Origin of the sequence: Actinomadura napierensis (assembly GCF_039529375.1) — a bacterium.
Classification (GTDB): domain Bacteria; phylum Actinomycetota; class Actinomycetes; order Streptosporangiales; family Streptosporangiaceae; genus Spirillospora; species Spirillospora napierensis.
This window is the reverse complement of sequence record NZ_BAAAMR010000002.1, coordinates 178,027-200,900: the sequence shown is the minus strand read 5'-3', so window position 1 is coordinate 200,900 and position 22,874 is coordinate 178,027. Positions and strand designations below refer to the sequence as shown.

The following is a 22,874-nucleotide window of genomic DNA, read 5'->3' as shown; positions in this document are numbered from 1 at the left end:
CGCAGCTCCAGGCCGCGCCGACCAGCACCGCCAGGACGGCCTCGGGCGGTTCCCGGCGGGATCGACGCCGGTGAAGGCGGTGATCCGGGAGCGCTGCAACGCGGCGCAGCCGCGCACCACGGCCAGGATGACGATCAACGCCAGCACGGGGGCGACGACCGACCGCGCGAGCTCGATGCCGACCGCGATCCGGAAGGCGACGGTGGCCAGGCCCGCCAACCCCACTGCACCGCCCGCCGCGACCTGCGCCGTGGCCAGCCAGGTGTCTGCTCTGACCGGCGACCTGCACCACGCTCCGATCCCCGCCCGCGTCGGAATCTGCGCGGCATCAAGATCACAGCCGTCACGCTATCCGACGCCTGATGGTGGCCCTGCCGGTACCGGTAACCGCCGGGCCTGGGACGCCGGCCCCGCGCTCGGCAGGCTTGCGGCTCACCGGACCTCTCGCCGAGTCCACAAGGAGAGATCAGCATGTGTCACGACATCGACAGCCGGCCCCCCGCGGCGCCCGCCGTCACCGGAGGGGTGGCCGAACACGGGCCGCTGGAGATCGGCGCCGCCGACGGCAACCGGCTCCGGGCCTATCGGGCAGCCCCGGCCGTGCCGAACGGCCGCAACGTGCTGTTGCTGCCCGACGTGCGCGGGTTGCATCCGTTCTACGCCAGCCTGGCCCAGCGGTTCGCCGAGGCGGGCTTCCACACCCTGGTGATGGACTACTACGGACGCAGCGTCGGCACCGCACCCCGGGACGACTCGTTCGACGGCTACGCCCACCTGCCCCTGCTCGAACCGCACCACGTCGAGACCGACGCCGCCGCTGTCGCCGAGACGATCCGCGCCTGGCATCCCGGCCCGCTGTTCAGCGTCGGCTTCTGCCTGGGCGGCGGCTACTCGTGGCGGCTGGGCGCCGCCGGGCTCGGCCTGTCCGGCGCCGCCGGCTTCTACGGGCCGCCGCGCTTCGTCGGCGACCGCGCGGACCAGCCGTCCGCGCCGCTGCTCATGCTCCTGGCCGGCGACGACGTGGCCACCACGCCGCGGGAGTACGCCGAGCTGACCGCCGCCTTCGACCGTGCGGGCAAGCAATACGAGGCCCACACCTACGAGGGCGCCCCGCACTCGTTCTTCGACGACTCCTACGACCAGTGGCAGGAGGCGTGCACCGACGCGTGGCACCGCATCCTCGCCTTCACCGCACGCCACGGCGAACAGCCCAATGAGTGAACGCGCGACGTGACGGGGCGCCGTGGCCCGCAGCGCGCCCAGGCCTTCGCCGGTCAGGACGGCCGGCCAGCCGCGCCGGTCGGAGGCCAGATGCTCACCCTCGCTGCCCGCTCCGGGGTATCCAAGCCGACGCTCTACGCGCGGTTCGGGTCCAAGGGGCGCGCTCGTCGCAGCCGTCCTGGAAGAGGTGCATGTCCGCCGGCGGGCGGAGATGGAGCGGTACCTGGACCGCCATGACGGGCCCCGGGCGCGGATCCTGGCGGTGTTCGACTGGCTGCAGCGGTTCCACCGGCAGCGCGGCAACCGCGGCCGCCCGTTCGTCAACGCCGCCGCGGAGCTGTGCGACCCCAAGGACCCGGCCCGGGAGGTCGTGGGGCGCCACAAGCACTGGCTGCGCGAGGTGCTGACGGCGGAGGCGCGGAACGCGGGCGCCGACGATTCCGGGCACGTACTGCTGTTGCTGCTGGACGGAGCGAACGCGCGGATCGTCGTCGAGGGGGACCGCGGACGCCGCCGCGCGCCCGCCGGACGGCCAGCTCCTCGACGCCGCCCTGTGGGACGGCGTCGATCCGCAGGTGGAGTCGGGTGTACGGCGCGCCGCCGAGGTCCTCGCCGCCGCGCTCGGCATCCACGAGTCCCCTCTCAACCGTCGACTGCAGGACGCGTAGGACGCCACCGTCCCCCGCCCGGGATCCGGACGGGGGCGGTGTTGTGGTGGTCGCGGTCAGCTCGTGGTGACGGGCGCCGGGTCGGGTGCTTCCGCGGCGGTTGAGGACGTTGTGGAAAAGCGGGGCAGGACGAGGCTGACCAGCAGCCCGATGACCATTCCGGCCGCGGTCAGCAGCACCACGATGAATTGGCCGTGGGCGGTGGCGGAGCGCAGAGTCTCGCCGGTCTTGCCGCCGGTGCCGATGTCGGCGAGCGCGGTGAACATCGCCAGGCCGATGGCGTTGCCGATGTTGAGGGCGGTGGAGGCGATGCCGTTGGCGACGCCCTGCTCGTGGCCGGCGGTGCCGGTGGCGGCGGCGATCCACATCGCCGTCCAGACGATGCCCTGGCCGACGCCGGAGACGACCAGTCCGGGCACCAGCAGGCCGTAGCCCGCGTCGCCATCGAAGCCGATCGCCATGGCCGCCGTGCCGACGGCCCCGATCGCGAAGCCGATCAGCAGCGTCGTGCGCAGGCCGGTCCGGGTCGTCAGCCGCTCGCCGAGCTGGGTGCCGGTGGCGATCGCCAGCGAGGGGACCAGGAAGGCCAGCCCGGTCTCCAGGGCGCTGTAGCCGTGCACGCTCTGCATGAGCACGGTCAGGAAGTAGGGCAGCACGCCGAAGGTCGCCATGTAGAGGAACGTGACGGTCAGGCCGATGGTCAGGTTGCGGTTGCGGAACAGCCGGAACGGCATGAGCGGGTCGGCGCTGCGCCCCTCGATGGCCGCGAAGGCCGCCAGCAGCGCGGCGGCCAGCACGAAAGCACCGATCACGAGCGGGTTCGTCCAGCCCTCCTCCGGGCCTTCGACCAGGGCGAACACCAGCAGTGTCGCGCCCGCGGTGACGGTCAGCGAGCCGGGCAGGTCGAAGCGCCGCCGCGGCCCGCCGGCCGGGTCGCGCGGGATCACCGCGAGCGCGGCCACCGCCAGCAGGGCGGCCAGCGGGACGTTGACGTAGAAGACGGCCGGCCAGCCGAAGTTCTCGGTGAGGACGCCGCCGAGCAGCGCCCCGATGGTCAGGCCGCTGGCGCCGGCGCCGCCCCAGACCGCCAGGGCCCGGTTGCGCTGCGGCCCCTCGGCGAACAGCGTGTTGATCAGCGAGAGCGTGGACGGCAGCAGCAGCGCGCCGCCGATCCCCTGCACCGCCCGCGCCACGATGATCGTGGCGGGGCTCGGCGCGAGCCCGCCGGCCAGCGACGAGACGGCGTAGAGGGCCAGCGCGGACACGAAGACGCGGCGGCGGCCCAGCAGGTCGGCGGCACGGCCGCCGAACAGCAGGAACCCGCCGGCGAACACGACGTAGGCGCTCACCACCAGCTGCCGGGTCTGACCGGGGAAGCCGAGGTCCGAGCCGATCTCGGGGAGCGCGACGAACACGATGTTCAGGTCCAGCGCGTAGATCAGTTGTGCGAGCGCCAGCAGGGCCAGGGTCCAGCCCGGCCGGGCCTGTCTTGGAGCAGCGGACATGCGAGAGGACACCCTTCGGGGGACGGGCCGGCGGGCGGACCGCCCACCGACGTACGACTGTACGAATAATTACGTATGATCGTACGGAGCTGCAAGGGCGTCCTGGTCGATTGTTCGACTATCGCTGTACGGTGGGACCATGAGGTACCGTCACCCGGAGCGCGACCAGATCCGCATCGACGGGGTGCTGTCGGCGCTCGGCCACCCGGTCCGGCTGGCCGCCGTCCGCGTGCTGGCCGGCGGCGGCGAGCACAACTGCACCAGCGTGCTGGTCGAGCTGGGCATCACGGCCAAGTCGACGATGACCCACCACTGGCGCGTCCTCCGCGACGGCGGCGTGATCTTCCAGGAGCCGTCCGGCCGGGAGAACCTGCTGACCCTGCGCCGCGACGACCTGGACGCCCGCTACCCGGGCCTGCTGGACGCCGTCCTCGCCGGCGCCCGCACCGACGAAGCCGACGCCTGAGCCGCGCTAGCGCGAGGTGGTGCGCCGCCTGGATGCGTTCGTTAGAGGTCGAGCACCAGAGCGCGGTGGTCGGAGACTTCCGGCGCGGTCACGACCTCGAACCGTTCCACCTCGACGGGGTCGGAGACCAGCAGGTAACTGGCGTGCCGGAGCGGCTTGGGGTACCGGGACGTCCTGGTGTCGGCGTCGCGGACCAGGTCGGTCAGTCCGAGGTCGGCGAGGATCTTGAACGTCTTGCTGTCGGGGAGCAGGTTGAAGTCGCCGCACACCACGGTCATGTCGCCGTCTTGGCGCGCCCCCTCGACGAGGGCCGCGAGCCGTTCGGCCTGCGCGTGGCGGGCCGGGGTGTCGGCCTTGCCGCGCGGGTCGCGCAGGCCGTGGAGGTTGACGACGGTGACGAACCGCCGTGCCCGGCGGTCGTGTACGCGCACGGCCAACGCGGCTCGGGGCCGTCCGTCGGTCGGCCATCGGTCGCGGTGTTCGGTGTAGTCGCCGTGCACGAACGCGGAACGCACGCCGACCACGGGAAGCGGCTCGCTGACGAAGGTGGCCACACCGAAGTCCTGCCGGTGCTGCCGCTGTTCGTGGTCCCGCACCGGGCCGGTGTCGCTCGCGACGAAGAGCCCGTGGTGGTGCGGGAGGCGGGAGCGGACATCGGCCAGAAGGTTCGCCCGCTGGGGCAGCGAGCGATCGGCGTCGTCGAAGCGCGTCCAGCCGCCGAGCGCCGGGGTGTGGGTGACTTCTTGCAGGCACAGGACGTCGGCGCCGCACGCGTCGAGCCAGGGGGCGAGTTCGTCGAACATCGCGCCGCCCCAGGCGTTGAGGGAGATGATCCGCACGTGGACCAAATGTAGATCCACCACGTCATACCGGCCAGCCGCAAAAGCCCATCACCCGATGAGCGACCGCAGCACTATGCAGGGGAGCGGAGCGCCGCCCAGGCGGCGAGGCCGTCTTCGGTGAGGAAGTGGTCGAGCGCGGTCACCGCCGCCCCGTGGAGTGCCCCGTCGCGGCCGAGAGCGGCGGCGACGACGGGAGGCGGGTTCGGGCGGCGGAAGCGCATGAGGCCATCGGCGACGGCGGCGTTGAACTCCGGCTCCGCGGCGGCTCGGAGCGGCTCTGCGAGGCCGCCGAGTGTGACGACGGCGGGGTCCAGGGCGTTGATCAGCCCGGCGAGGCCGCGGGCCAGACCGGTCGCCGTGCGGCCGACGGCCGTCCGGACGGCCGGGTCCGCCGGGGCGCGGGCGAGGGCGTGCTCCGCGTACGCGCGGGGGTCGCGGGGTGGAGGATCGCCGAGGTGGCGGGCGATGGCACGGCCGTCGACCATCAGGTCCCAGCAGCCTCGGGCGCCGCACGGGCAGCGCAGGCCGGGGTCGCCGAACGGAAGGTGACCGAACTCCCCGCCGGCGCCCGTCGCGCCGTCCACCGGCCGTCCGTCGACGACCAGGGTGCCGCCGACGCCCACCTCGACGGTGACGTGCAGGACGGTCCCGGCTTCGGCGGCGACGCCCTGCCGGGCCTCGGCGAGGCCCGCGAAGGTCGCGTCGTTTCCGATCAGCAGCGGCACATGCGGGTCAACTGCCAGCGCCGCTAGATCGACCGGGCCCCAATCCAGCGCGGCGGACTGGACGACCCTGCCGCGCTGCACGGTCGCGGCGATCGCCACGGAGACCGCGCGGACGCGTTCTCCGTAGTGGTGGTGGAGGCGCCGCACCGCCTGCGCGACCGTGTCGATCACGTCCTCGGGGTCGCGGCTGCGGTGGGTTCCGGTCTCCGCGATGTCGGGCTTTCCGTCGAGCGCGGCGACCGCACAGCGCCAGTCCCCTTGCCGGACGTCCACCGCGATCACGACGGGCCCGTCCGGATGAGGGGTGAGCACGGTCGTCGGACGGCCCCGGCCCGCCGTGGCGGCGGGCGTCTCGGCGAGGAGGGCGAGGTCGCGCAAGCGGGCGGTGATCTCGGTGGCCGATCCGGTGCTGAGACCGAGCCGGCGCGCGACGGCCGCTCGGGTCACGCCCGGCTCGCGGCGCATCTCCTCGAGCACGGCGAGCGCGCCGCGCCAGCGGGCGTCCCTGGCACGCGCGGACCGTGTCCGGTCCCGGGGGCTTGCCATGTGCACCTTCCCCTTGATTATGCTCGTTGCACGAGTTTATTTGAAGGGAAGGCTGTTCTGCGACCGCGGCGGCGCGATCCCGCCGTCACGCCCGACCATGCTCACCACCGACGCTCCCATGAGGAGGGCGGCATGACCGACGAAGTGACCCCGTTCGAACTCGACATCCCGGAAGCTGTGCTGACCGACCTGCGGGAACGTCTGCGGCGCACCCGCTGGCCGGAGGAGGCGACGGTCGACGACTGGTCGCAGGGCGTCCCGCTGGGCTACCTGCGCGAGCTGTGCCGGTACTGGGCCGAGGAGTACGACTGGCGGACCACCGAGCGGCGCCTGAACGCCCTGCCGCAGTTCCGCACGTCGATCGACGGTCTCGGAATCCACTTCCTCCACGTCCGATCGCCGCACCCCGATGCGCTGCCGATCGTCCTCACGCACGGCTGGCCGGGCTCGGTCGTGGAGTTCCTCAAGGTGATCGGGCCGCTCACCGACCCGACGGCCCACGGTGGCGACGCCCGCGACGCGTTCCACGTCGTCTGCCCGTCGCTGCCCGGCTACGGATTCAGCGACAAGCCGGCCCATCGCGGCTGGGGCGTCGAGCGGATCGCCAAAGCATGGATCCGGCTGATGGCGCGCCTGGGGTACGAGCGTTACGGAGCGCAGGGCGCGGACTGGGGCACCACCATCACCACGCTGATCGGCCAGAACGACCCGGACCACGTGGTCGGCATCCACCTCGTACCGCCCCTCGCCGCGCCGGACCCGGCGACGTTCGGCGACCTCACCGACGCGGAACGCGCCGCGCTGTCCGCACTCGAGCACGGCCAGGAGTGGGAGGACGGGTACTCGCTCGAACAGTCCACCAGGCCGCAGACCATCGGGTACGGGCTCGTCGACTCCCCCTCGTTGCTGTGCGCCTGGATCATCGAGAAGTTCCGCTCCTGGACCGACTGCGGCGGCCACCCCGAGAACGCGCTCGCCCGCGACGAACTCCTGGACAACCTCATGTTCTACTGGCTGCCCGGGACCGGCGCGTCGGCCGCCCGGCTCTACTGGGAGAGCTTCAAGCAGGTCCAGCGGCTCTTCACCGCCGAGACGACCGACCTGGTGACCGTCCCGACCGGATGCACGGTCTTCCCCAGGGAGACCCCCCGCCCGTCCCGGCGGTGGGCCGAGAAGCGCTTCACCGACATCCGCCACTGGAGCGAGCCAGGCAAGGGCGGTCACTTCGCCGCGTTCGAGCAACCCGAACTTTTCGTCAACGAGATCTGCACGTTCTTCCGCCTCGTCCGCTGACGCGAACGGCAGCCGCCGGACAGGGGATGCCTGTCCGGCGAACGGTGCGGCTTCCTGGGCTTGCGGCTAGTCCTGGACGGTGAACTCCGTGCTGACCGGTGCGGGACCGAGCACCCACTTCGCGGTGAGCTTCACCTTGGTGCCGGCCGGGACCGAGTCGGCGACGTAGATCCTGAACTGGGCGCCGGCCTGGTCGGCCGGGATGCTGCCGTCGGAGGGCACACTGAGCTGCGCGGTGACGCCGGGGGTGTCGCTGGTCATGTTGATCCTGGCGCCGAACGGGTGCCAGATGTCGCCGAGGCCGACCGCCCCGAAGTTCTCAACGTTGCCGGGGCGGTGCCGCACCGGCCCCAGGACGCCGATGGAGAACTTCTTGGGCACGCCGATGACGCCGGCGAACTGCCTGGCGGTGCTCAGAGCGGCCATGACGGTGACGAAACGCGGCTGGTCGTAGGCCATGGACGCCATCGAGAAGGTGGCGCTGGTCGCCCCGGCGGGCACGACCACGTAGTACGGGAACGAGAAGGCCCCGCTCTCGTAGGGGGTCTTGCGCAGGTCGACGGCCAGCCCGCCGATCGGCGCCGGGGACTTGATCCGCACCGTCCCGGTGATCTTGCCGCCCTCCGCCGCGATGCGCTTGTCCACGGTGAAGTCGGTGACGTCCTGCACGCGCGCGTCGATCGGGTCGACGGTGACGGACGTCTCCGCGACGCGGCCGCCGACACCGGCGGTCAACCGGGTCACGGTCCCCGCGCTGGTCGCGGACTGCACCCGGATCGGGAAGCTGACGCGCTGCTGCCCGGCGGGCACCGTGACCTTGTGCTTGGTCGACTGGAAGTAGGTCAGGTCCTCGTACTCGTTGCCGTCCAGGAGGTCGACGGTGACACCGCCGGCGGGAGCCGGCTCGGCCAGGGTGACCGTCTGGATCGCCTCCTCGCCAGAGGTGATCCTGGACGGCGACACGCTCGTGGACGCGACCGTGACCTCGGCCGCCGAAGCCCGCAGCGGAGCGAACACGGCGGCCGCCAGGGCGAGCGGCAGCACGGCGCCGGCGGCCCGGCGAACGGCGGAACCTGAAGTGGATGCGTTCATGGGCCCAAGTCAATGATCTTCGCCTGGCCCCGCACCAGATCACGACCCCGCACGTTCGATCTTCGTAAGGACTCCGCCCACCACAGTGACCAAGCCATCACGACCAGCACTTTTCACGCACGACCACCGCCTCATTCCCGGACCTTCCCCCGAGGATCGTCGATCGAGAAGGCCTCGAGGGCATGTGGGCCGACGGCTCCGGTCAGGGGGTCGGGGTGGGGACGGGGCCGAGGAGGTAGCCGCCGTCGGCCACGAATTCCGAGCCGGTCGCGTAGCCGGCCTCGTCCGAGGCGGCGAACAGGACCAGGTTGCTGATCTCGTCCACGTCCGCCAGGCGCGGGAGGGGCTGATCGGCGACGCCGACGTTCAGTTCGCCGGTGGCGGGGTCGTAGGCCAGGGGCGTCTCGATGATGCCGGGGTGCACTCCGTTGACACGGATGTTCTCCCGGCCGAGTTCCTTGGCGGCGATCCGGGTCAGTCCGCGGACGCCCCATTTGCTGGTGCCGTAGGCGGCCAGTCCCGCCGCGGCGCCGATCCCGGCGGTGGAGTTGATGTTGACGATGGAGCCGCCGCGGCGGCGGCGCATCGATGGCACCACCGCCCGGATGCCCAGGAAGGTGCCCACCAGGTTGGTGTCGATCACCTCGCGGAACTCCTCGAGGGTCACCGACAGGGTGGTGCCGACGATGGCCCGCGCGGCGTTGTTGACCAGGACGGAGACCGGGCCGAACGCCGCCTCCGCCGTGGCGACGGCGGCGTCCCAGTCCTGCTCGCTGGTGACGTCGAGGCGGGCGAACGCCGCGTCGGGGCCGAGTTCGGCGAGGAGGTCGGCGACCTGCTCGCGTCGGCGGGCGCCGACGACCACGCGGGCGCCCTCGGCGGCGAATCGGCGGGCCATGCTGGTGCCCAGGGCTCCGGCGGCGCCGGTGATGATGACGGTTTCATCGGTGAAGCGGGGCATGGTCTTCCCTTCCGGGGGACGGGTGTCAGGCCTGGGGCGGTACGAAGCCGTCTCGGTCGGTGGTGAGGGCGAACTCGTATTGGGCCTCGGCGCTTTCCAGCCGGGCCTTGAGGGCGTCGTGGACGAGGCGGTACGCGTCGGAGCCGAGGAGCTGCCGCCGCGGCGGGTCCGCGAGGTCGCCGATGCGGATCATGGCTTCGGCGACCTTGCGCGGGTCGCCGGGCATGTCCTCGAGCGCGACGCTGCTCTTGCCGTGGGTGAGGTCCGCGGCCTGGGTGCCGGCGTAGGCGGGCAGCTGCGAGGGGGCGACGTCCGCCGAGCTGTAGAAGTCGGTGGCGACCATGCCGGGCTCGATCAGCGTGGTGCGGATCCCGAACCGCTCGGTCTCCAGGGCGTAGGTCTCGAAGAAGCCTTCGAGGGCCCATTTGCTGGTGTGGTACAGCGACATCGCGGGGAAGACGATGTGGCCGCCCATGCTGGAGGTCTGTAGGAACCGGCCGCCGCCCTGCGCGCGCAGGTGCGGGGTCACCGCGCGGGCGAGCTGGATGGGGGCGGTCACGTTGGTGTCGATCTGGCGCTCGATCTGCTCGTCGCTCAGCTCCTCGGCCAGGCCGATGAGGCCGTATCCGGCGTTGGAGACGACCGCGTCGATGCGGCCGAACTCGGCGAACGCGGCGTCGACGACCTCGCGCATGCGGGCGGTGTCGGTGACGTCCAGCTGCGCGCGCCACAGCCGGTCGCCGTGCTTCGCGGCGAGGTCGTCCAGGCGGGACGGGTTGCGCAGGGTGGCGGCGACCCGGTCGCCGCGGTCGAGCAGCAGTTCGGTCATGTGCCGGCCGAAGCCGCTGGAGGTTCCGGTGATGAACCAGGTGGAGGCCATGTCCGCTCCTTCGTAGGTAACTAGTTAGATACCGTAGCACAGAAAGTATCTAGACAGTTAGGTACGATGGGGGACATGGACGAAGCCCCTGCCCTGACGGCCAAGCAGCGCCAGTCCCGCGCGACCCAGGAACGGCTGCTGGCCGCGGGATTCGACGAGTTCCAGGGGCATGGCCTGGCCGGGGCGCGGGTCGACCGCATCGCGGCCAAGGCCGGCGCCAACAAGCGGCTCATCTACGTGTACTTCGGCGACAAGGAACGGCTGTTCGACGAGGTCATCGTCCGCAACGTCGCGGCGATGCTCGACACGGTGCCCTTCGACGCCGATGACCTGGTCGGCTACGCCGAACGGCTCATGGACTACCTCGAGGACCGTCCGGAACTGACGCGCCTGTTCTCCTGGCGCAACCTGGAGCGCACGGACGTCTCCGAGGCCGAACTCGTCTCCTATCGCAACAAGGTGACCCAGATCGCCCGAGCCCAGGACGGCGGGCGTCTCGACGCCGCGATGCCGGCCGTCCACGTCCTCGCCTACGTCCTCGGGCTCGTCGGCGCCTGGACGATCGCCTCCCCCGCCCTCCACCAGGTCGCCGGCCCGGACGGCCTGCGCGACCTCCGCCGCCGCAGCCTGCGCGAGGCGGTACGGCGCCTGCTGACCGCACCGCCCCCCTGACAGCGGCTGCGAGCCGGGCTCGCCGCCGCGACGGCGAACCCTGCTCGCGGACGAGGCTTCACGCCTTGAGGAGTTGCTCGCTCAGCTCCCAGAGGCGCCGCGCCGAATCCGGGTCGACGGCGTGCGGGACGACGTCGGCCGAGACGATCGCGTCGGCGTCGAAGGCGCTGGACGTGGGAGCTTCGTCCAGTTCCGAGACGTCGTTGTTCCTCAGGTAGACGCCGCCGATGCCGGCGAGCAGCGGGCTGGCCGCGGCGAACACGATGGTGCCGGCGCCCTGCTGCGGCGTCTTCCGGTCGCGGTCCGGGTCGATGATCGGCCGGCCCGACGCGTCGACGAGTCCCATGGCCTGCTGCATGGCCTGCACCTCCTCCGGGCTGACCGAGTTCCCCAGGTTCGTGCCGACGACGATGCCCGGGTGCACGGCATAGCCGTGGATCCCGTCGTCGGCCCATCGCCGGTCCAGTTCGACGGCGAACAGGACGTTGGCGGTCTTGGACTGGGCGTAGGCGAGCATGCCGTCGTAGCCGGTGGTGAACTGCGGGTCGTCCCAGCGGATGCCGGAGAGCCGGTGGCCGCCGGAGGTCACGTTGACGACCCGGGCCCCGTGGGCGGAGCGCAGCGCGGGCAGCAGGCCCAGGGTCAGCTGGAAGTGGCCGAGGTGGTTGGTCGCGAACTGCGACTCGTAGCCGCGCGCGTCCCGGACCAGCGGGCCGCCCATGATGCCGGCGCCGTTGATCAGGATGTGGAGCGGGCGGCCGGAGCCGAGGTGGCGGTCGGTGAAGGCGTCGATCGACGCCGGGTCGAGGAGGTCCAGCCGGTCCACCTCGACGCGCTCGATGCCGTCCAGCGCGGGGGCGGCGCGGTCCGGGTCGCGCGAGCCCACGGTGACGGACGCGCCGGCCTTGCTGAGCGCGCGGGTGGCCTCCAGGCCGAGCCCGACGTGGCCTGCGGTGACGACGGCGTTCTTACCGGACAGGTCGATGCCCTTGAGGACGTCGTCGGCCGTCGACGCCGCGGTGAACCCGGACCCGATGGGGTGCTGTTTCTGATGCATGCCACCACTGTGTCCGCGACCGCTCGTACTCTGAATAATTGACAGTTCGGATTTCTTTGGCGAGAGTACGGGAATGGTCGTCGATCAGCTGTCCGAGGTGTTCGATCTCGTCGAGGTCCGGGGGCAGATGACCGGCGGGTTCGAGGTGCGGGGCCGCTGGGTGTCGCGCGGCGCCGTCGACGACCCGCTGAAGCTCGCCGCGATGGTGCGCGGCCGGGCCCGGCTGACCACCGACGGTATCGACGACCCGATCGAGCTCGAGCCGGGCGACGTCGCCATCCTGAACAACCGGTCATGGCTCTGCATGGAGGGCGGCACCGGCGGCGGACCGCCCCGCGAGATCGTGCCCGAGCAGACCTACCGCACCATCCGAACCGACGGCACCGACGGTGCCGACGGCGGCGCCCCCGACGTCGTCATCGGCTGCCGCGTCGACGTCAACCCGGCCGGTCAGGCGCTGCTGCTGGAGGCGCTTCCGCCGGTGGGCCACGTCCGGGCGTCGGCCGCCGCGGCCGGCCTGCGCCGCAGCCTCGACCGGCTGATCGACGAGGTGACCGGCGGCCGGCCCGGCTCGGCGTTCGCCATCCGGCAGTGCGGCCAGCTCCTGCTGCTCGAAGTGCTGCGCGCCTACGTCGGCCAGGCCGAGCTGCCTCCCGGATGGCTGCGCGTGCTGACCGACGAACGGTTGCGCCCGGCGCTCAACCTGATGCACGCCGACCCGGGAAGGCCCTGGCGGCTGGAAGACCTCGCGCACGCCGCGGCGATGTCGCGGACGTCGTTCGCCGAACGCTTCCGCACCATGGCGGGCGTTCCGCCGCTGACCTATCTCAACCGCTGGCGGATGCTGCTGGCCCAGCGGGCCCTCCGCGACGGCGACGTCCGCATCGGCTCGCTGGCCGCCGAACTGGGCTACGCGTCCGACAGCGCCTTCAGCACCGCGTTCAAACGGGAGGTGGGGGAGTCGCCGCTGCGTTTCCGGCACCGGACGCGCCAGACCGCAGTGCTCCCAACACCGGCAACGCAAGCCTGAAGCCGCGGAACAGCAGCTAGAGCGTCAGGTCGGCCGGCCAGGGCGGGTCCGCGCCGGGTTTGCGGCAGGTCTCCGCGGCGACATCGGAGGCGAAGGTCAGCGCGCGCACCAGCAGGTCGGGGTCGAGCGCGTCGAGCTTGCCGCCCAGCGCGCCGCCCTGGTGCAGGCGGTGGAGGAGGCCGGCGGTGAACGCGTCGCCCGCACCGACGGTGTCGACGGGGGTCACCGGACGGGCCGGGACGGTGAAGCGCTCACCGTTGAGCGAGGCGGTCGCGCCGTCGCCGCCCCGGGTGACCACGACGAGGCGGACGCCGTCGGCGTGCCATTGCTCGCAGAGGTCGGCGAGCGGACGCCCCGGGTAGAGCAGGTCCAGGTCGTCCTGGCTGAGCCGGAGGATGTCGGCGATCGCGGCCCAGCCCGGCAGGCGGTCCCGGTAGCGGTCGAGGGGGACGATGCCGGGCCGGATGTTGGGGTCGATGGAGATCGTGGCCGCGCCGCGCCGGTCGCCGAGGAGCCGTTCGATGAGCGGGCCGCCGGGGTCGAGGGCGAGGGCGAGGGACCCGGCGTGCAGGCAGACGGCGTCGTCCGGGGTGCTCGCGGCGAGCTCGTCCGGGCTCCACTGCCAGTCGGCGGTGCCGGCGGCGTAGAAGGAGTAGCGCGCCTGCCCCGCGGCGTTCACGGCGGCGATCGCGAGCGTGGGTTCCTCGGCGGCGTCGACGACCCGCGACACGTCCACGTGGGAGTCGGTGAGGTGGCGCCGCAGGAGCGCGCCGATCGGGCCGCGGGAGACGCGGCCGACGAAGCAGGCCGGCGCGCCCAGCCGCCCGAGCGCCACGGCGGTGTTGGCCGGGCCGCCTCCCGGACGCACCCGCAGGTCGAGTGCGCCGGGGGTGGCCTGTTCGGCGGGGAGGAAGGCGTCGGCCACGGTCTCCCCGATGACCGCGATGCAGGTCAACGTCGTCCTTTCAGATCTGGAGGGCGCCGGTCATGATCGCCACGACGTCCGACATCGAGTGGTCGGCGGGCCTGACCACTCCGGCGCGCCGGCCCAGCCGCTGGATGTGGATCCGGTCGGCGATCTCGAACACGTGCGGCATGTTGTGGCTGATGAGGACGACGGCGAGGCCGCGGTCGCGGACCTTGCCGATGAGGTCGAGCACCTGGGCCGACTCCTTGACGCCGAGCGCGGCGGTGGGCTCGTCCATGATGACGACGTGGCTGGCCCAGGCGGCGGCGCGGGCGACGGCGACGCCCTGCCGCTGGCCGCCCGACAGGTTCTCCACCGCGCCGTTCATCGACTGCAGCCCGATGTTGAGCTCGTTCATGTGGCGGGCGGCGTCCGCGCGCATGGCGGGTTTGTCGAGCATCCGCAGGATGCTGCCGAGCGGCCCCTTCCTGCGCCGTTCGCGGCCCAGATACAGGTTGCTGGCGATGTCGAGGGCGGGTGCGACGGCCAGGTTCTGGTAGACGGTCTCGATGCCCTGCCGCCGCGCGTCCAGCGGCGACTTGAAATGCGCCCGCTCGCCGTTGAGGAAGATCTCGCCTTCGTCCGGGCGGGCGGCGCCGCTCAGCGCCTTGATCAGCGACGACTTGCCGGCGCCGTTGTCGCCGATCACGGCGAGCACCTCGCCGGGCAGCAGGTCGAAGTCGCAGCCGTCCAGCGCCGTGACCGGGCCGTACCGCTGGACGAGCCCGCGGGCCCTCAGCACCGGTTCGCTCATCGCTTGGACCTCCTTCTCGACAGCTGGTCGACGGTGACGGCGAGGATGACCAGGATCCCGGTGATGAGTATCTGATAGATCGACGGGACGCCCATCAGCTGCAGCCCGTTGCGGATGATGCCGACCAGCAGCGCGCCGACGAGGGTGCCGACGATGAGGCCGCGTCCGCCGAACAGGCTGGTGCCGCCGAGGACGACGGCGGTGATGCTGTCGAGGTTGTCGGTCTGGCCGGCCTTCGGGTCGCCGACGCCGGTGCGGGCGATGAGCAGCAGCGCCGCGATGCCGTACACGGCGCCGGCGAGGGTGTAGACGGCCAGCAGCCGCCGCTGGACGGGGATGCCGGTGAGCCGGGCGGCCTCGGAGTCGTTGCCGACGGCGTACACGTGCCTGCCCCATGCGGTCTGCCCGAGGACGTAGGCGAACACGGCGAACAGGCCGAGCATGAGGACCGACCCGTAGGTGACGTCGGTCTTACCGAACGGGAAGGTGTCGCCGAGGGAGGTCAGCGCCGAGGGCAGCCCGCTGATCGTCTGCTCGTCGGAGTAGATGTGGGTGAGCGCGAACGCCACGTTGAGGACGCCGAGGGTCACGATGAACGGCGGCAGCGAGATCTTGGTGACGAGCAGGCCGTTGACCAGCCCGAACCCGGCGCAGACCGCGATACCGGCGGCGATCGCGAGCAGCGGCGGCCAGCCGGCGTCCACGGCCAGCTTGGCCATCAGGACGCCGCCGAACGCCATCACCGCGCCGCAGGACAGGTCGATCCCGCCGGTGAGGATGATGAGGGTCTGGCCGATGGCGAGGGTGCCGACGACCATCACCTGCTGGATCACCAGGGCGAGGTTGCCGCCGGCCAGGAACTGGCCGCTCTGCGTGGTGAAGAAGGCGCCGGCCAGGAGCAGCGCGGCGAACGGTCCGACGGTGGAGCCGGACAGGAACGTCAGCCGCGGGGTGGCGGCGCGGAGCCGGTTCGTCAGTGCCGTCACGGTCAGCCCCAGCAGTTCTGCAGGCCGAACGCGGTGTCCTTGGCGTCGACGCCCGTCACGTTGTGGTCGGTGATGAGGGTGACGCCGGTGTCGGTGTACCCGGCCGGCTTGGTCTTGTTCTTGGCGTACGCGGCGATGGCGTCGACGCCCATGGACGCCATCTTCAGCGGGTACTGCTGCGAGGTCGCGGCGATCTGCCCGTCCTTGACGCCCTTGACGCCGGTGCAGCCGCCGTCGACGGAGAAGATGAGGACCTTCTTCTCCAGGCCCTTCGCCTTGAGCGCGGTGTAGGCGCCGAGCGCGGCGGGCTCGTTGATGGTGTAGACGATGGTGAGGCCGGGTGCCTTCTGCAGGCAGTTCTCCATCGCGGTCTGGCCCTTGGCCTGGTCGCCGCCGGTGTCGGCGGCGCACACCACCTGCGGCGCGGTGGCGGGCTGCGCGGCCTTGGCGTCGACGGTGGCGGCGCCGAAGCCGTTGAGGAAGCCGTTGTGGCGCAGGATGCCGACCGAGACGCCCGGTTCCAGGTCCAGCATGGCGATCTTCGGGGTCTGCCCGGCGGTGCGGGCCTTGGCGTACTGCCCGATGAGCTGCCCGGCCTTGAAGTTGTCGGTGGCGAACAGGGCGTCGGTGGCGTCCTGCGGCTGGGTCGGGGTGTCCAGCGCGATGACCGCCACGCCCTTGTCCCGGGCCCGCTTGATCGCCGGGATGATCGCCTTGGTGTCGCTGGGGGTGATCAGGATGCCCTTCACCCCGGCGGCGACCATGTTCTCGATCGCGGTGACCTGGCCCTCGTTGTCGCCGTCGAACTTCCCGGCGGCGGTCATGAGCTTCAGGCCGTCCTTGGCCGCCTGGGCCTGCGCGCCCTGGCGCATCTTGACGAAGAACGGGTTGGTCTCGGTCTTGGTGATGAGACCGACCTTGGGGGTGCCGCCGCCGGAACCCTTGGCGCCCGAGCCGCAGGCCGACAGGGCGAGTGCGCCCGCCACGGCCAGGACGATCCCTCTGCGGACCATGAGTTTCTCCTTGGGGGGTGGGTGTTCCCGGGGGTTACGCCCCGGTTGAGTCCGCGTTATCTTGCTCACGCGAAAACGCTCGCGCAATCGTTTGCGCAAACGCTTTGACCGAGGAGCCCAGCATGGCCACGATGGCCGATGTCGCACGTCTGGCCGGTGTTTCGGTGTCGACGGTCTCCCATGTCATCAACGGGACCCGGTTCGTCGCCGACGAGACCCGGCTGCGGGTGCTGGCCGCGGTGCAGGACACCGGCTACATCCACAACAGCGTCGCGCGGGCGCTGGTCACCTCCAGCACCAAGTCGATCGGGCTGGCGATCTCGGCGATCTCCAACTTCTACTTCGCGGACCTGGTCGCCGCGCTGGAGTCCCAGGTGCGGCTGGCCGGGTACACCCTGCTGCTCACCGACACCCACGACGACCCCGACGAGGAGCTGAAGGTGGTGCAGGCGCTGCACCAGCGCCGGGTGGACGGGATCCTGCTGGCGACCGAGGCGGACGGGGCCGGCGCGCCCGCGCTGCGCTACCTGGCCGAGCTCAGCATCCCCACCGTGCTGGTGGACCGGTGCCCCACGTCCCGCTTCGACCAGGTCGGCACCGAGAACGTCGAGGCCAGCGCCCATCTGGTGCTGCACCTGGCCCAGCTGGGGCACCGCCGGATCGGGATGATCGCCGGCCGGGAGAGCCTCAGCACCTCCGCCGAGCGCCTGCACGGCTACCGGACGGCGCTGACGCGCGCCGGGCTGCCGTTCGCCGCCGACCTGGTCGCGGAGGGCCACTCCAACGCCGCGGCGGCCGAGCAGGCCGTCGACTCCCTGATGTCCCTGCCCGAACCGCCCACGGCGTTGTTCGTGGCGAACAACCACATGACGATCGGCGTGATGCGGGCGCTGGACCGCCGCGGCGTCCGGGTGCCCGAGGACCTCGCCCTGACCGTGTTCGACGACTTCGAATGGGCCTCGATCTTCCGGCCCCGCCTCACCGCGATCGCCCAGCCCATCCGCGAGATCGCGACCCGGTCGGTGTCCATGCTCGCCGACCGGATCGCCGATCCCGACCGGCCGCCGCGCACCGTCCGGCTCAAGCCCCGCTTCATGCACCGCGACTCCTGCGGCTGCAAACGCTAGCCGCGGCGCGCACAGCGGGTCGCCGGACGGCTCTGGGAAGCGGCGGCGGTGGTGCCGCTCAGCCGTTCCAGGTCGAGCCCATCGGCCATGCACGCGCCTGGGTCAGCTGCACGGCTCCCCCTGACGGGACGAGCGTCACCTGGTCCGATTCCTGATAGCGCGGGTAGACGCGGGCGGTGAGGGCGGTGCCGTCGGCGGTGAACACCTCCAGGCTGGACCGGTCGACCAGGACCCGCAGGTCAAGCCGTCCCGCCTGGTCGGGAAGGACGGTCGCCGACCATGTGCCGCCCGATCCGTACCCGGCATTGGTGGTGTCCAGGGTCAGCACGTGCGTGGCCAGGTCGTATCGGAGCTCGGCTCCCTCGGCGGCGGAGGAGCGGAGTTTGAGGGTGAAGCCGCTCGCCTTGGAACGGCCGACGTCGACCGTCGCCCGCAGATCGAGTGCGTCGCCCCGCGCGAGCTCCTTCGGTGCGGTGACCTGGCCGGCGGGCGTGGTGCGGGGGGCGCCGGTGTGCAGCCGGTCGGCCTGGGCGATCGGGCGGCTGCCGACGGTCCCGTCCGGCTTGAGGAACAGCTGCCGCGTGATGGTCTGGGCACCGGCCCAGCCGTCGACGCGGGTGGGCTCCTTGGCGTTCCAGTTGTCCATCCAGCCGATCAGCAGGTCGCGGCCACCGGCGTCGCGGTAGTGCTGCGCGGCGTACAGGTCGGGTCCGGCGTCCAGCCGGGAGACCTTCTCCGGGGTGAAGCGCTTGCCGTCGAACGTGCCGACGTAGGCGTAGTCGGTGTTGTCGGCCGAGACCAGCAGCACCCACTTGCCGCCGAGCTGGAAGAGGTTGGGGCACTCCCACATGGCGCCGGTGGTCCCGTCGCCCTCTGCGAGGACGCCGACGTAGGTCCACGCGCGCAGGTCCTTGGAGGAGTAGAGCTGGGCGCGGCCGTGCCCGCCGTGGCCCGAGCCGATGACCAGTTTCCACAGCCCGTCGGACGGGTCGCGGAAGACGTACGGGTCGCGGAAGCCAGCCTCGGAGCCGTCCGGTGGCGCCGCGATGACCGGGTTGCCGGTGTACGGGGTGAAGGTCACGCCGTCGCGGCTGGTGGCGATGCCGACCGTCTCGGGCGTGGCCCCCGGATGCGCGCCCGTGTCGGTGGAGATCGTGTAGACGGCGGTGAGCGTGCCGTGGTCGTCGACGGCGCTGCCGCTGAAGATGCCGCTGGCGTCCGTCGCCGAGGCCGGCGCGGGCGGTGCGAGCGCGACGGGGAGATTTCGCCAGTGGACGCCGTCGGAGCTGTCGGCGTGCGCCCAGTGCATCGGCCCCCACTTGGGCGCGTCCGGGTAGAACTGCGAGAACAGCTGGTGGCGGCCGTTCCACTGGATAAGCCCGTTCGGGTCGTTGATCCAGCCCTGATACGGCGTGTAGTGGAACTGCGGGCGCAGCGGGTCGGTCGCGTAGTCGGCGGCCCCGGGCGCCGCCTTGGCCGGTTGGCCCTGCTGGCTCAGGCGGTTGAAGGTGAGGCCGTTGTCGGCCTTGGTCGCGTCGGTGACGCGGAAGTCGTCGGCGTTGATGTGGCCCCATCCACCGGTGGCGTTGTCCACGATGCGGAGGTAGACGTCCTGCCCGCGCCAGGCGCTGGTGTCCCAGGTGACGCGGACGAGCGCCTCGTCGTCCATGCCGGACTGCTTCGCCAGGACCTCGCCGTCGGAAGCGCGCACCAGGGCGACGTACAGCCGGTCGGGGTTCCAGCCTCCGGAGACGAGGAAGCTCATGGTGGCCGAGTCGAGCCGGAAGGTGCTGGACCGGACCTCGCCGGTGGCGTCGTCGCCCTTGCTCACGAAGCCGGACAGGAAGCGGGTGCCGTGCTTGTTGAACGCGCCGCCCCAGTAGGTCGTGGCGTCGGTGACGCTGAAGGCGTCCCCCGCCACCACCTGCCAACCGGAGAGGTCACCAGTCTCGAAGTCGGCGTTGTCCGGACCGGCGGAACCGGCGGGATCGGCGTGGGCGGGCAACTGCCCGCCCACGCAGGTGAGGGCCACGCTCAGCGTCACGAGGGCATGCGAAAGACCACGGTGCATGGGGGATGCCTCCAGGTCGATGGGGGGTGGGCGAGGAGCGTAAAACGCAGAAAAACGTTGCGCGAGCGCTTGCGCAACGTTCGCTGGAAGGGCCGTCACGGACCTCAGCCGGGCTCGTGGCCGCGAGTTCCTCAGCTATCCCGTCTCGGTCTGGCGCGGGTGTGCACGCGTTCGCCTTGGCGCCCGAACAGGTTGAGGATCTCGACGGCGGACTCGCCGGTCGGGCCGAACCAGTGCGGCAGGCGGGTGTCGAATTCGGCGGCCTCGCCCGGCTCCAGGACCAGATCGTGGTCGGCCAGGACGAGCCGCACGCGTCCGGACAGGACGTACAGCCATTCGTAGCCCTCGTGCGTGCACGGTTCGGGGGTGTTCTGGTCGGCCGGGACGATCGACTTCCAGGCTTGCAGGGGGCCGGGGTGCGGGGTCAGCGGGATCACGGTGCGGCCGTTCTGGACGCGGGGCCGGGCGCGGACGCGGGGATCGCCGACCTGCGGGGCGCCGACCAGCTCGTCCAGCGGGAGTTGGTGCGCGTGGGCGATGGGCAGCAGGAGCTCCAGGCTCGGCCGCCGCTGGCCGGTTTCGAGCCGCGACAGGGTGCTCTTGGAGATGCCGGTGGCCTCGGCCAGCGCCGTCAGGCTCAGGCCGCGCCGGGTGCGGATCTGCTTGAGGCGCGGGCCGACCTGGGCCAGTGCGGCGGCGATCGAGGGCTGCTCGTCCATCCGCCCATTCCACCGCCGCGTCCCAGAAATGGCAACAGATGTTGTCGGTCTGGAGGCAGGGGTCGCAGCATCGGCGGCGGAGGTGATCGCCATGAGCAAGGCGACGAACGACCTGGAGGGCGGCGCACCGCGCGCCGCTGGCGACGGGACCTACGACGTGGTGGTGGTCGGTGCCGGGGCGGCCGGGCTGAACGCGGCGCTGCTGCTGGGACGGGCCCGCCGCAGGGTGGTGGTGCTGGACGCCGGTGAGCCGCGCAACGCGCCCGCTTCGCACATGCACGGCTTCCTGTCCCGCGACGGCCTGCCGCCTGCGCGGCTGCTGGAACTCGGCCGCGCGGAGATCGCCCGGTACGGTGTCGGGCTCGTCCGGGGACGGGTGGAGCGGATCGACCACGGCTACGACGTGCGGATGGTCGGGGGGCCGGTGCTCCGGACCCGCCGCGTCCTGGTCGCGACCGGGCTGCGCGACGAGCTGCCCGACATCCCCGGCGTGCGCCAACGGTGGGGGAAGGACGTGTTGCACTGCCCCTACTGCCACGGCTACGAGGTGCGTGACCAGCCGCTCGCCGTGCTGGGCACCGGCCCGGGCGCGGTGCACCAGGCGCTGCTGGTCCGCCAGTGGAGCGACGACGTCGTCTTCTTCACCCACACCCTCGAACTGTCGTCGCGGGACCGGGAACGGCTGGAGGCGAGCGGTCTGCGGATCGTTGCGGGCCGGGTCGCGCAGGTGGTCGTCGACGGCGGCCGGCTGCGGGGCATCGAGCTCGCCGACGGCAGCCTCGTCCCCCGCGCCGCCGCGTTCGTCTTCCCCCGCATGGTCCCGCAGGACGACCTTCTGACCGGGCTGGGCTGCGCCAAGGACGACAACGGCTGGATCGTCACCGACCGCACCAGCCGCACCAGCGTCGCCGGCGTCTGGGCCGCCGGTAACGTCATCGACTCGCGCGCCCAGGTCGTCACCGCTGCGGGCATGGGGTCGGCCGCCGCGTTCGCCATCAACGGCGACCTGCTGGAAGAGGACGTCGAGCACGCCGTCGGACGGCACCGCAAGGTCTTCGGCGCAACGGTGCCGGAGGCCGGCCGATGAGCGTCGAGGCGGCACGGCGGCGGGCGCCGGTCGCGCGCGGCAGGCTGCCGCTCGGCGTCTACCTGCTTGCCTTCAGCCTGTTCGCGATGGGCAGCGCGGAGTTCCTGCTGGCCGGGGTCCTGCCGGAGATCGCGGGCGACCTGCGGATCAGCCTGTCGTCCGCCGGGGCGCTGATCTCGGCGTTCGCCGTCGGCGTCGTGGTCGGCGGGCCGCCTCTGGCGATCATGACGCTGCGGTGGCCGCGCCGCACCACGCTGGTGACCACGCAGGCCCTCTTCGCCGTCGCGGTGGCCGCCGGCCTGGTGACCGGGGACTACGCGGTACTGCTGGTCACCCGCTTCGTCTGCGGCCTGGCCTACGCGGGGTTCTGGGCGGTCGCGGCGGTCACCGCGATCGGCCTGGTCGCCCCCGACCGCACCGCACGCGCCTCCGGCGTCGTCGTCAGCGGCCTCAGCCTGGCGATGATCGCCGGAGGCCCGGCGGGCGCGCTGCTCAGCTACTTCACCGGCTGGCGGGGCGGGTTCTGGGGCGTGGTCGCCCTGACTGCCCTCGGCGCGGTCCTGACCCTGGTCGCGGTACCGGCGACCGCCGCGCAGGAGAGGCCCAGCGTGCGGCGCGAATTCGCCGCAATGAAGCGGCCGCATCTGTGGGCGGTCTACGCCGCCACCATCGCGAGCACCGCCGCCTACATGATCTCCTTCAACTACCTGGCGTCGCTGCTGACGGGCGTCACCGGCATCCCCGGCGTCTGGGTGCCGGCGATCCTCGCGCTGTTCGGCGTCGGCGCCTTTGTCGGCCTGTCCATCGGAGGCAGGATCGCCGACGGCCGTCCCACGCACGCGCTCCTGGCCGGAGCGCTCGGGATCATGGCGTGCTCCGTCCTGCTCGCCCTGCTGGCCCGGCACGCGCTCGCCGTCGTCCCCCTCGTCGCCCTTCTCGGGGTCGCCGGGTTCGTGCTGAACCCGGCCATCTACGGGCGCGTGTTCACGATCGCCGCTCAGGCGCCGACGCTCGCCGGAGCCACCACCGTCTCGGCGTTCCAACTCGGCATCAGCCTCGTCCCGGCCCTCGCCGGTACCGCCCTCAACGCCGGCGCCGGCATCACCTCCACCTGCTGGATCGGTGCCGCCCTGGCCCTGGCCGTCGTACCGGCAGTCCTCGCCGACCGCACGCCGTGATCACGCTCAGGTGT

General features: G+C 72.0%; 22 protein-coding genes. 9 read left to right on the top strand and 13 right to left on the bottom strand.

The features are described 5' to 3' along the window. The first annotated feature begins 471 nt into the window (after positions 1-471). Both ABD296_RS02465 and ABD296_RS50470 read left to right on the top strand, forming a co-directional pair. Positions 472-1,221 (top strand): dienelactone hydrolase family protein, encoded by a 750-nt coding sequence (locus ABD296_RS02465; protein ID WP_344260883.1) that lies wholly within the window; start codon positions 472-474, stop codon positions 1,219-1,221. 90 nt (positions 1,222-1,311) lie between these two features. After that, positions 1,312-1,458: a TetR family transcriptional regulator gene (locus ABD296_RS50470; RefSeq protein ID WP_407061435.1), complete on the top strand. Its 147-nt coding sequence runs from the start codon at positions 1,312-1,314 to the stop codon at positions 1,456-1,458. Positions 1,459-1,945: 487 nt separating this feature from the next. Here ABD296_RS50470 and ABD296_RS02460 read toward each other — a convergent pair whose 3' ends face one another. Then, complete coding sequence (locus tag ABD296_RS02460) at positions 1,946-3,394, bottom strand: MFS transporter (protein WP_344260882.1); 1,449 nt, start codon at positions 3,392-3,394, stop codon at positions 1,946-1,948. Between the two features lie 139 nt (positions 3,395-3,533). On the opposite strand from ABD296_RS02460, the gene ABD296_RS02455 reads away from it, so the two are divergent. Further along, positions 3,534-3,860, top strand: coding sequence for an ArsR/SmtB family transcription factor (locus tag ABD296_RS02455; protein WP_344260880.1), 327 nt, complete (start codon positions 3,534-3,536; stop codon positions 3,858-3,860). 41 nt (positions 3,861-3,901) lie between these two features. On the opposite strand, the gene ABD296_RS02450 is transcribed toward ABD296_RS02455, so the two are convergent. Further along, complete coding sequence (locus tag ABD296_RS02450) at positions 3,902-4,699, bottom strand: endonuclease/exonuclease/phosphatase family protein (RefSeq protein ID WP_344260877.1); 798 nt, start codon at positions 4,697-4,699, stop codon at positions 3,902-3,904. A gap of 74 nt (positions 4,700-4,773) precedes the next feature. After that, entirely contained in the window at positions 4,774-5,973 is a 1,200-nt protein-coding gene (locus ABD296_RS02445; RefSeq protein WP_344260875.1) for an ROK family transcriptional regulator, read from the bottom strand. Positions 5,974-6,105: 132 nt separating this feature from the next. On the opposite strand from ABD296_RS02445, the gene ABD296_RS02440 reads away from it, so the two are divergent. Continuing rightward, positions 6,106-7,266, top strand: coding sequence for an epoxide hydrolase family protein (locus ABD296_RS02440; RefSeq protein WP_344260873.1), 1,161 nt, complete (start codon positions 6,106-6,108; stop codon positions 7,264-7,266). A gap of 66 nt (positions 7,267-7,332) precedes the next feature. On the opposite strand, the gene ABD296_RS02435 is transcribed toward ABD296_RS02440, so the two are convergent. The 3 genes from ABD296_RS02435 to ABD296_RS02425 form a co-directional block, all read right to left on the bottom strand. Continuing rightward, positions 7,333-8,358, bottom strand: coding sequence for a hypothetical protein (locus ABD296_RS02435; RefSeq protein WP_344260871.1), 1,026 nt, complete (start codon positions 8,356-8,358; stop codon positions 7,333-7,335). Positions 8,359-8,560: 202 nt separating this feature from the next. Beyond that, on the bottom strand, positions 8,561-9,319 hold the full coding sequence (locus tag ABD296_RS02430; RefSeq protein ID WP_344260869.1) for an SDR family NAD(P)-dependent oxidoreductase: 759 nt from the start codon (positions 9,317-9,319) through the stop codon (positions 8,561-8,563). A gap of 25 nt (positions 9,320-9,344) precedes the next feature. Then, positions 9,345-10,199 (bottom strand): SDR family oxidoreductase, encoded by an 855-nt coding sequence (locus ABD296_RS02425; protein WP_344260867.1) that lies wholly within the window; start codon positions 10,197-10,199, stop codon positions 9,345-9,347. Positions 10,200-10,274: 75 nt separating this feature from the next. Between ABD296_RS02425 and ABD296_RS02420 the strand changes: the two genes are divergently transcribed. After that, positions 10,275-10,871: a TetR family transcriptional regulator gene (locus tag ABD296_RS02420; protein WP_344260865.1), complete on the top strand. Its 597-nt coding sequence runs from the start codon at positions 10,275-10,277 to the stop codon at positions 10,869-10,871. A 58-nt stretch (positions 10,872-10,929) separates the two neighbouring features. Here ABD296_RS02420 and ABD296_RS02415 read toward each other — a convergent pair whose 3' ends face one another. Further along, complete coding sequence (locus ABD296_RS02415) at positions 10,930-11,928, bottom strand: SDR family NAD(P)-dependent oxidoreductase (RefSeq protein ID WP_344260863.1); 999 nt, start codon at positions 11,926-11,928, stop codon at positions 10,930-10,932. 73 nt (positions 11,929-12,001) lie between these two features. On the opposite strand from ABD296_RS02415, the gene ABD296_RS02410 reads away from it, so the two are divergent. Further along, positions 12,002-12,958 (top strand): AraC family transcriptional regulator, encoded by a 957-nt coding sequence (locus ABD296_RS02410; protein WP_344260861.1) that lies wholly within the window; start codon positions 12,002-12,004, stop codon positions 12,956-12,958. Between the two features lie 16 nt (positions 12,959-12,974). On the opposite strand, the gene ABD296_RS02405 is transcribed toward ABD296_RS02410, so the two are convergent. From ABD296_RS02405 to ABD296_RS02390, 4 genes are read right to left on the bottom strand one after another with little or no spacing between them, the layout of a single operon-like run. Further along, positions 12,975-13,913: a carbohydrate kinase family protein gene (locus tag ABD296_RS02405; RefSeq protein WP_344260859.1), complete on the bottom strand. Its 939-nt coding sequence runs from the start codon at positions 13,911-13,913 to the stop codon at positions 12,975-12,977. 10 nt (positions 13,914-13,923) lie between these two features. Continuing rightward, positions 13,924-14,679, bottom strand: coding sequence for an ATP-binding cassette domain-containing protein (locus tag ABD296_RS02400; RefSeq protein WP_344260857.1), 756 nt, complete (start codon positions 14,677-14,679; stop codon positions 13,924-13,926). Further along, positions 14,676-15,665 (bottom strand): ABC transporter permease, encoded by a 990-nt coding sequence (locus ABD296_RS02395; protein ID WP_344260855.1) that lies wholly within the window; start codon positions 15,663-15,665, stop codon positions 14,676-14,678. The genes ABD296_RS02400 and ABD296_RS02395 overlap by 4 nt, the downstream gene beginning before the upstream one ends. Before the next feature lie 2 nt (positions 15,666-15,667). Beyond that, a complete protein-coding gene (locus ABD296_RS02390; protein WP_344260853.1) occupies positions 15,668-16,678 on the bottom strand; it encodes a sugar ABC transporter substrate-binding protein in 1,011 nt (336 codons plus the stop codon). A gap of 122 nt (positions 16,679-16,800) precedes the next feature. Here ABD296_RS02390 and ABD296_RS02385 point away from each other — a divergent pair, with 122 nt between their 5' ends. Next, on the top strand, positions 16,801-17,805 hold the full coding sequence (locus ABD296_RS02385) for a LacI family DNA-binding transcriptional regulator (RefSeq protein WP_344260851.1): 1,005 nt from the start codon (positions 16,801-16,803) through the stop codon (positions 17,803-17,805). A 58-nt stretch (positions 17,806-17,863) separates the two neighbouring features. Here the strand turns inward: ABD296_RS02385 and ABD296_RS02380 are convergent, their stop codons facing one another. Together ABD296_RS02380 and ABD296_RS02375 are read right to left on the bottom strand one after the other, a co-directional pair. Beyond that, positions 17,864-19,849, bottom strand: a complete 1,986-nt coding sequence (locus ABD296_RS02380) for a glycoside hydrolase family 32 protein (RefSeq protein ID WP_344260849.1) — start codon at positions 19,847-19,849, stop codon at positions 17,864-17,866. A gap of 158 nt (positions 19,850-20,007) precedes the next feature. Continuing rightward, the gene (locus ABD296_RS02375) at positions 20,008-20,595 is read right to left on the bottom strand and encodes a helix-turn-helix domain-containing protein (protein ID WP_344260847.1); all 588 of its coding nucleotides are present in this window, start codon (positions 20,593-20,595) and stop codon (positions 20,008-20,010) included. 91 nt (positions 20,596-20,686) lie between these two features. On the opposite strand from ABD296_RS02375, the gene ABD296_RS02370 reads away from it, so the two are divergent. Beyond that, positions 20,687-21,682 carry an NAD(P)/FAD-dependent oxidoreductase gene (locus tag ABD296_RS02370; RefSeq protein WP_344260845.1) on the top strand — a complete coding sequence of 332 codons (996 nt, stop codon included), beginning with the start codon at positions 20,687-20,689 and terminating at the stop codon, positions 21,680-21,682. After that, entirely contained in the window at positions 21,679-22,860 is a 1,182-nt protein-coding gene (locus tag ABD296_RS02365) for an MFS transporter (protein ID WP_344260843.1), read from the top strand. Before ABD296_RS02370 ends, ABD296_RS02365 begins: the two co-directional genes overlap by 4 nt. Positions 22,861-22,874 lie beyond the last annotated feature (14 nt).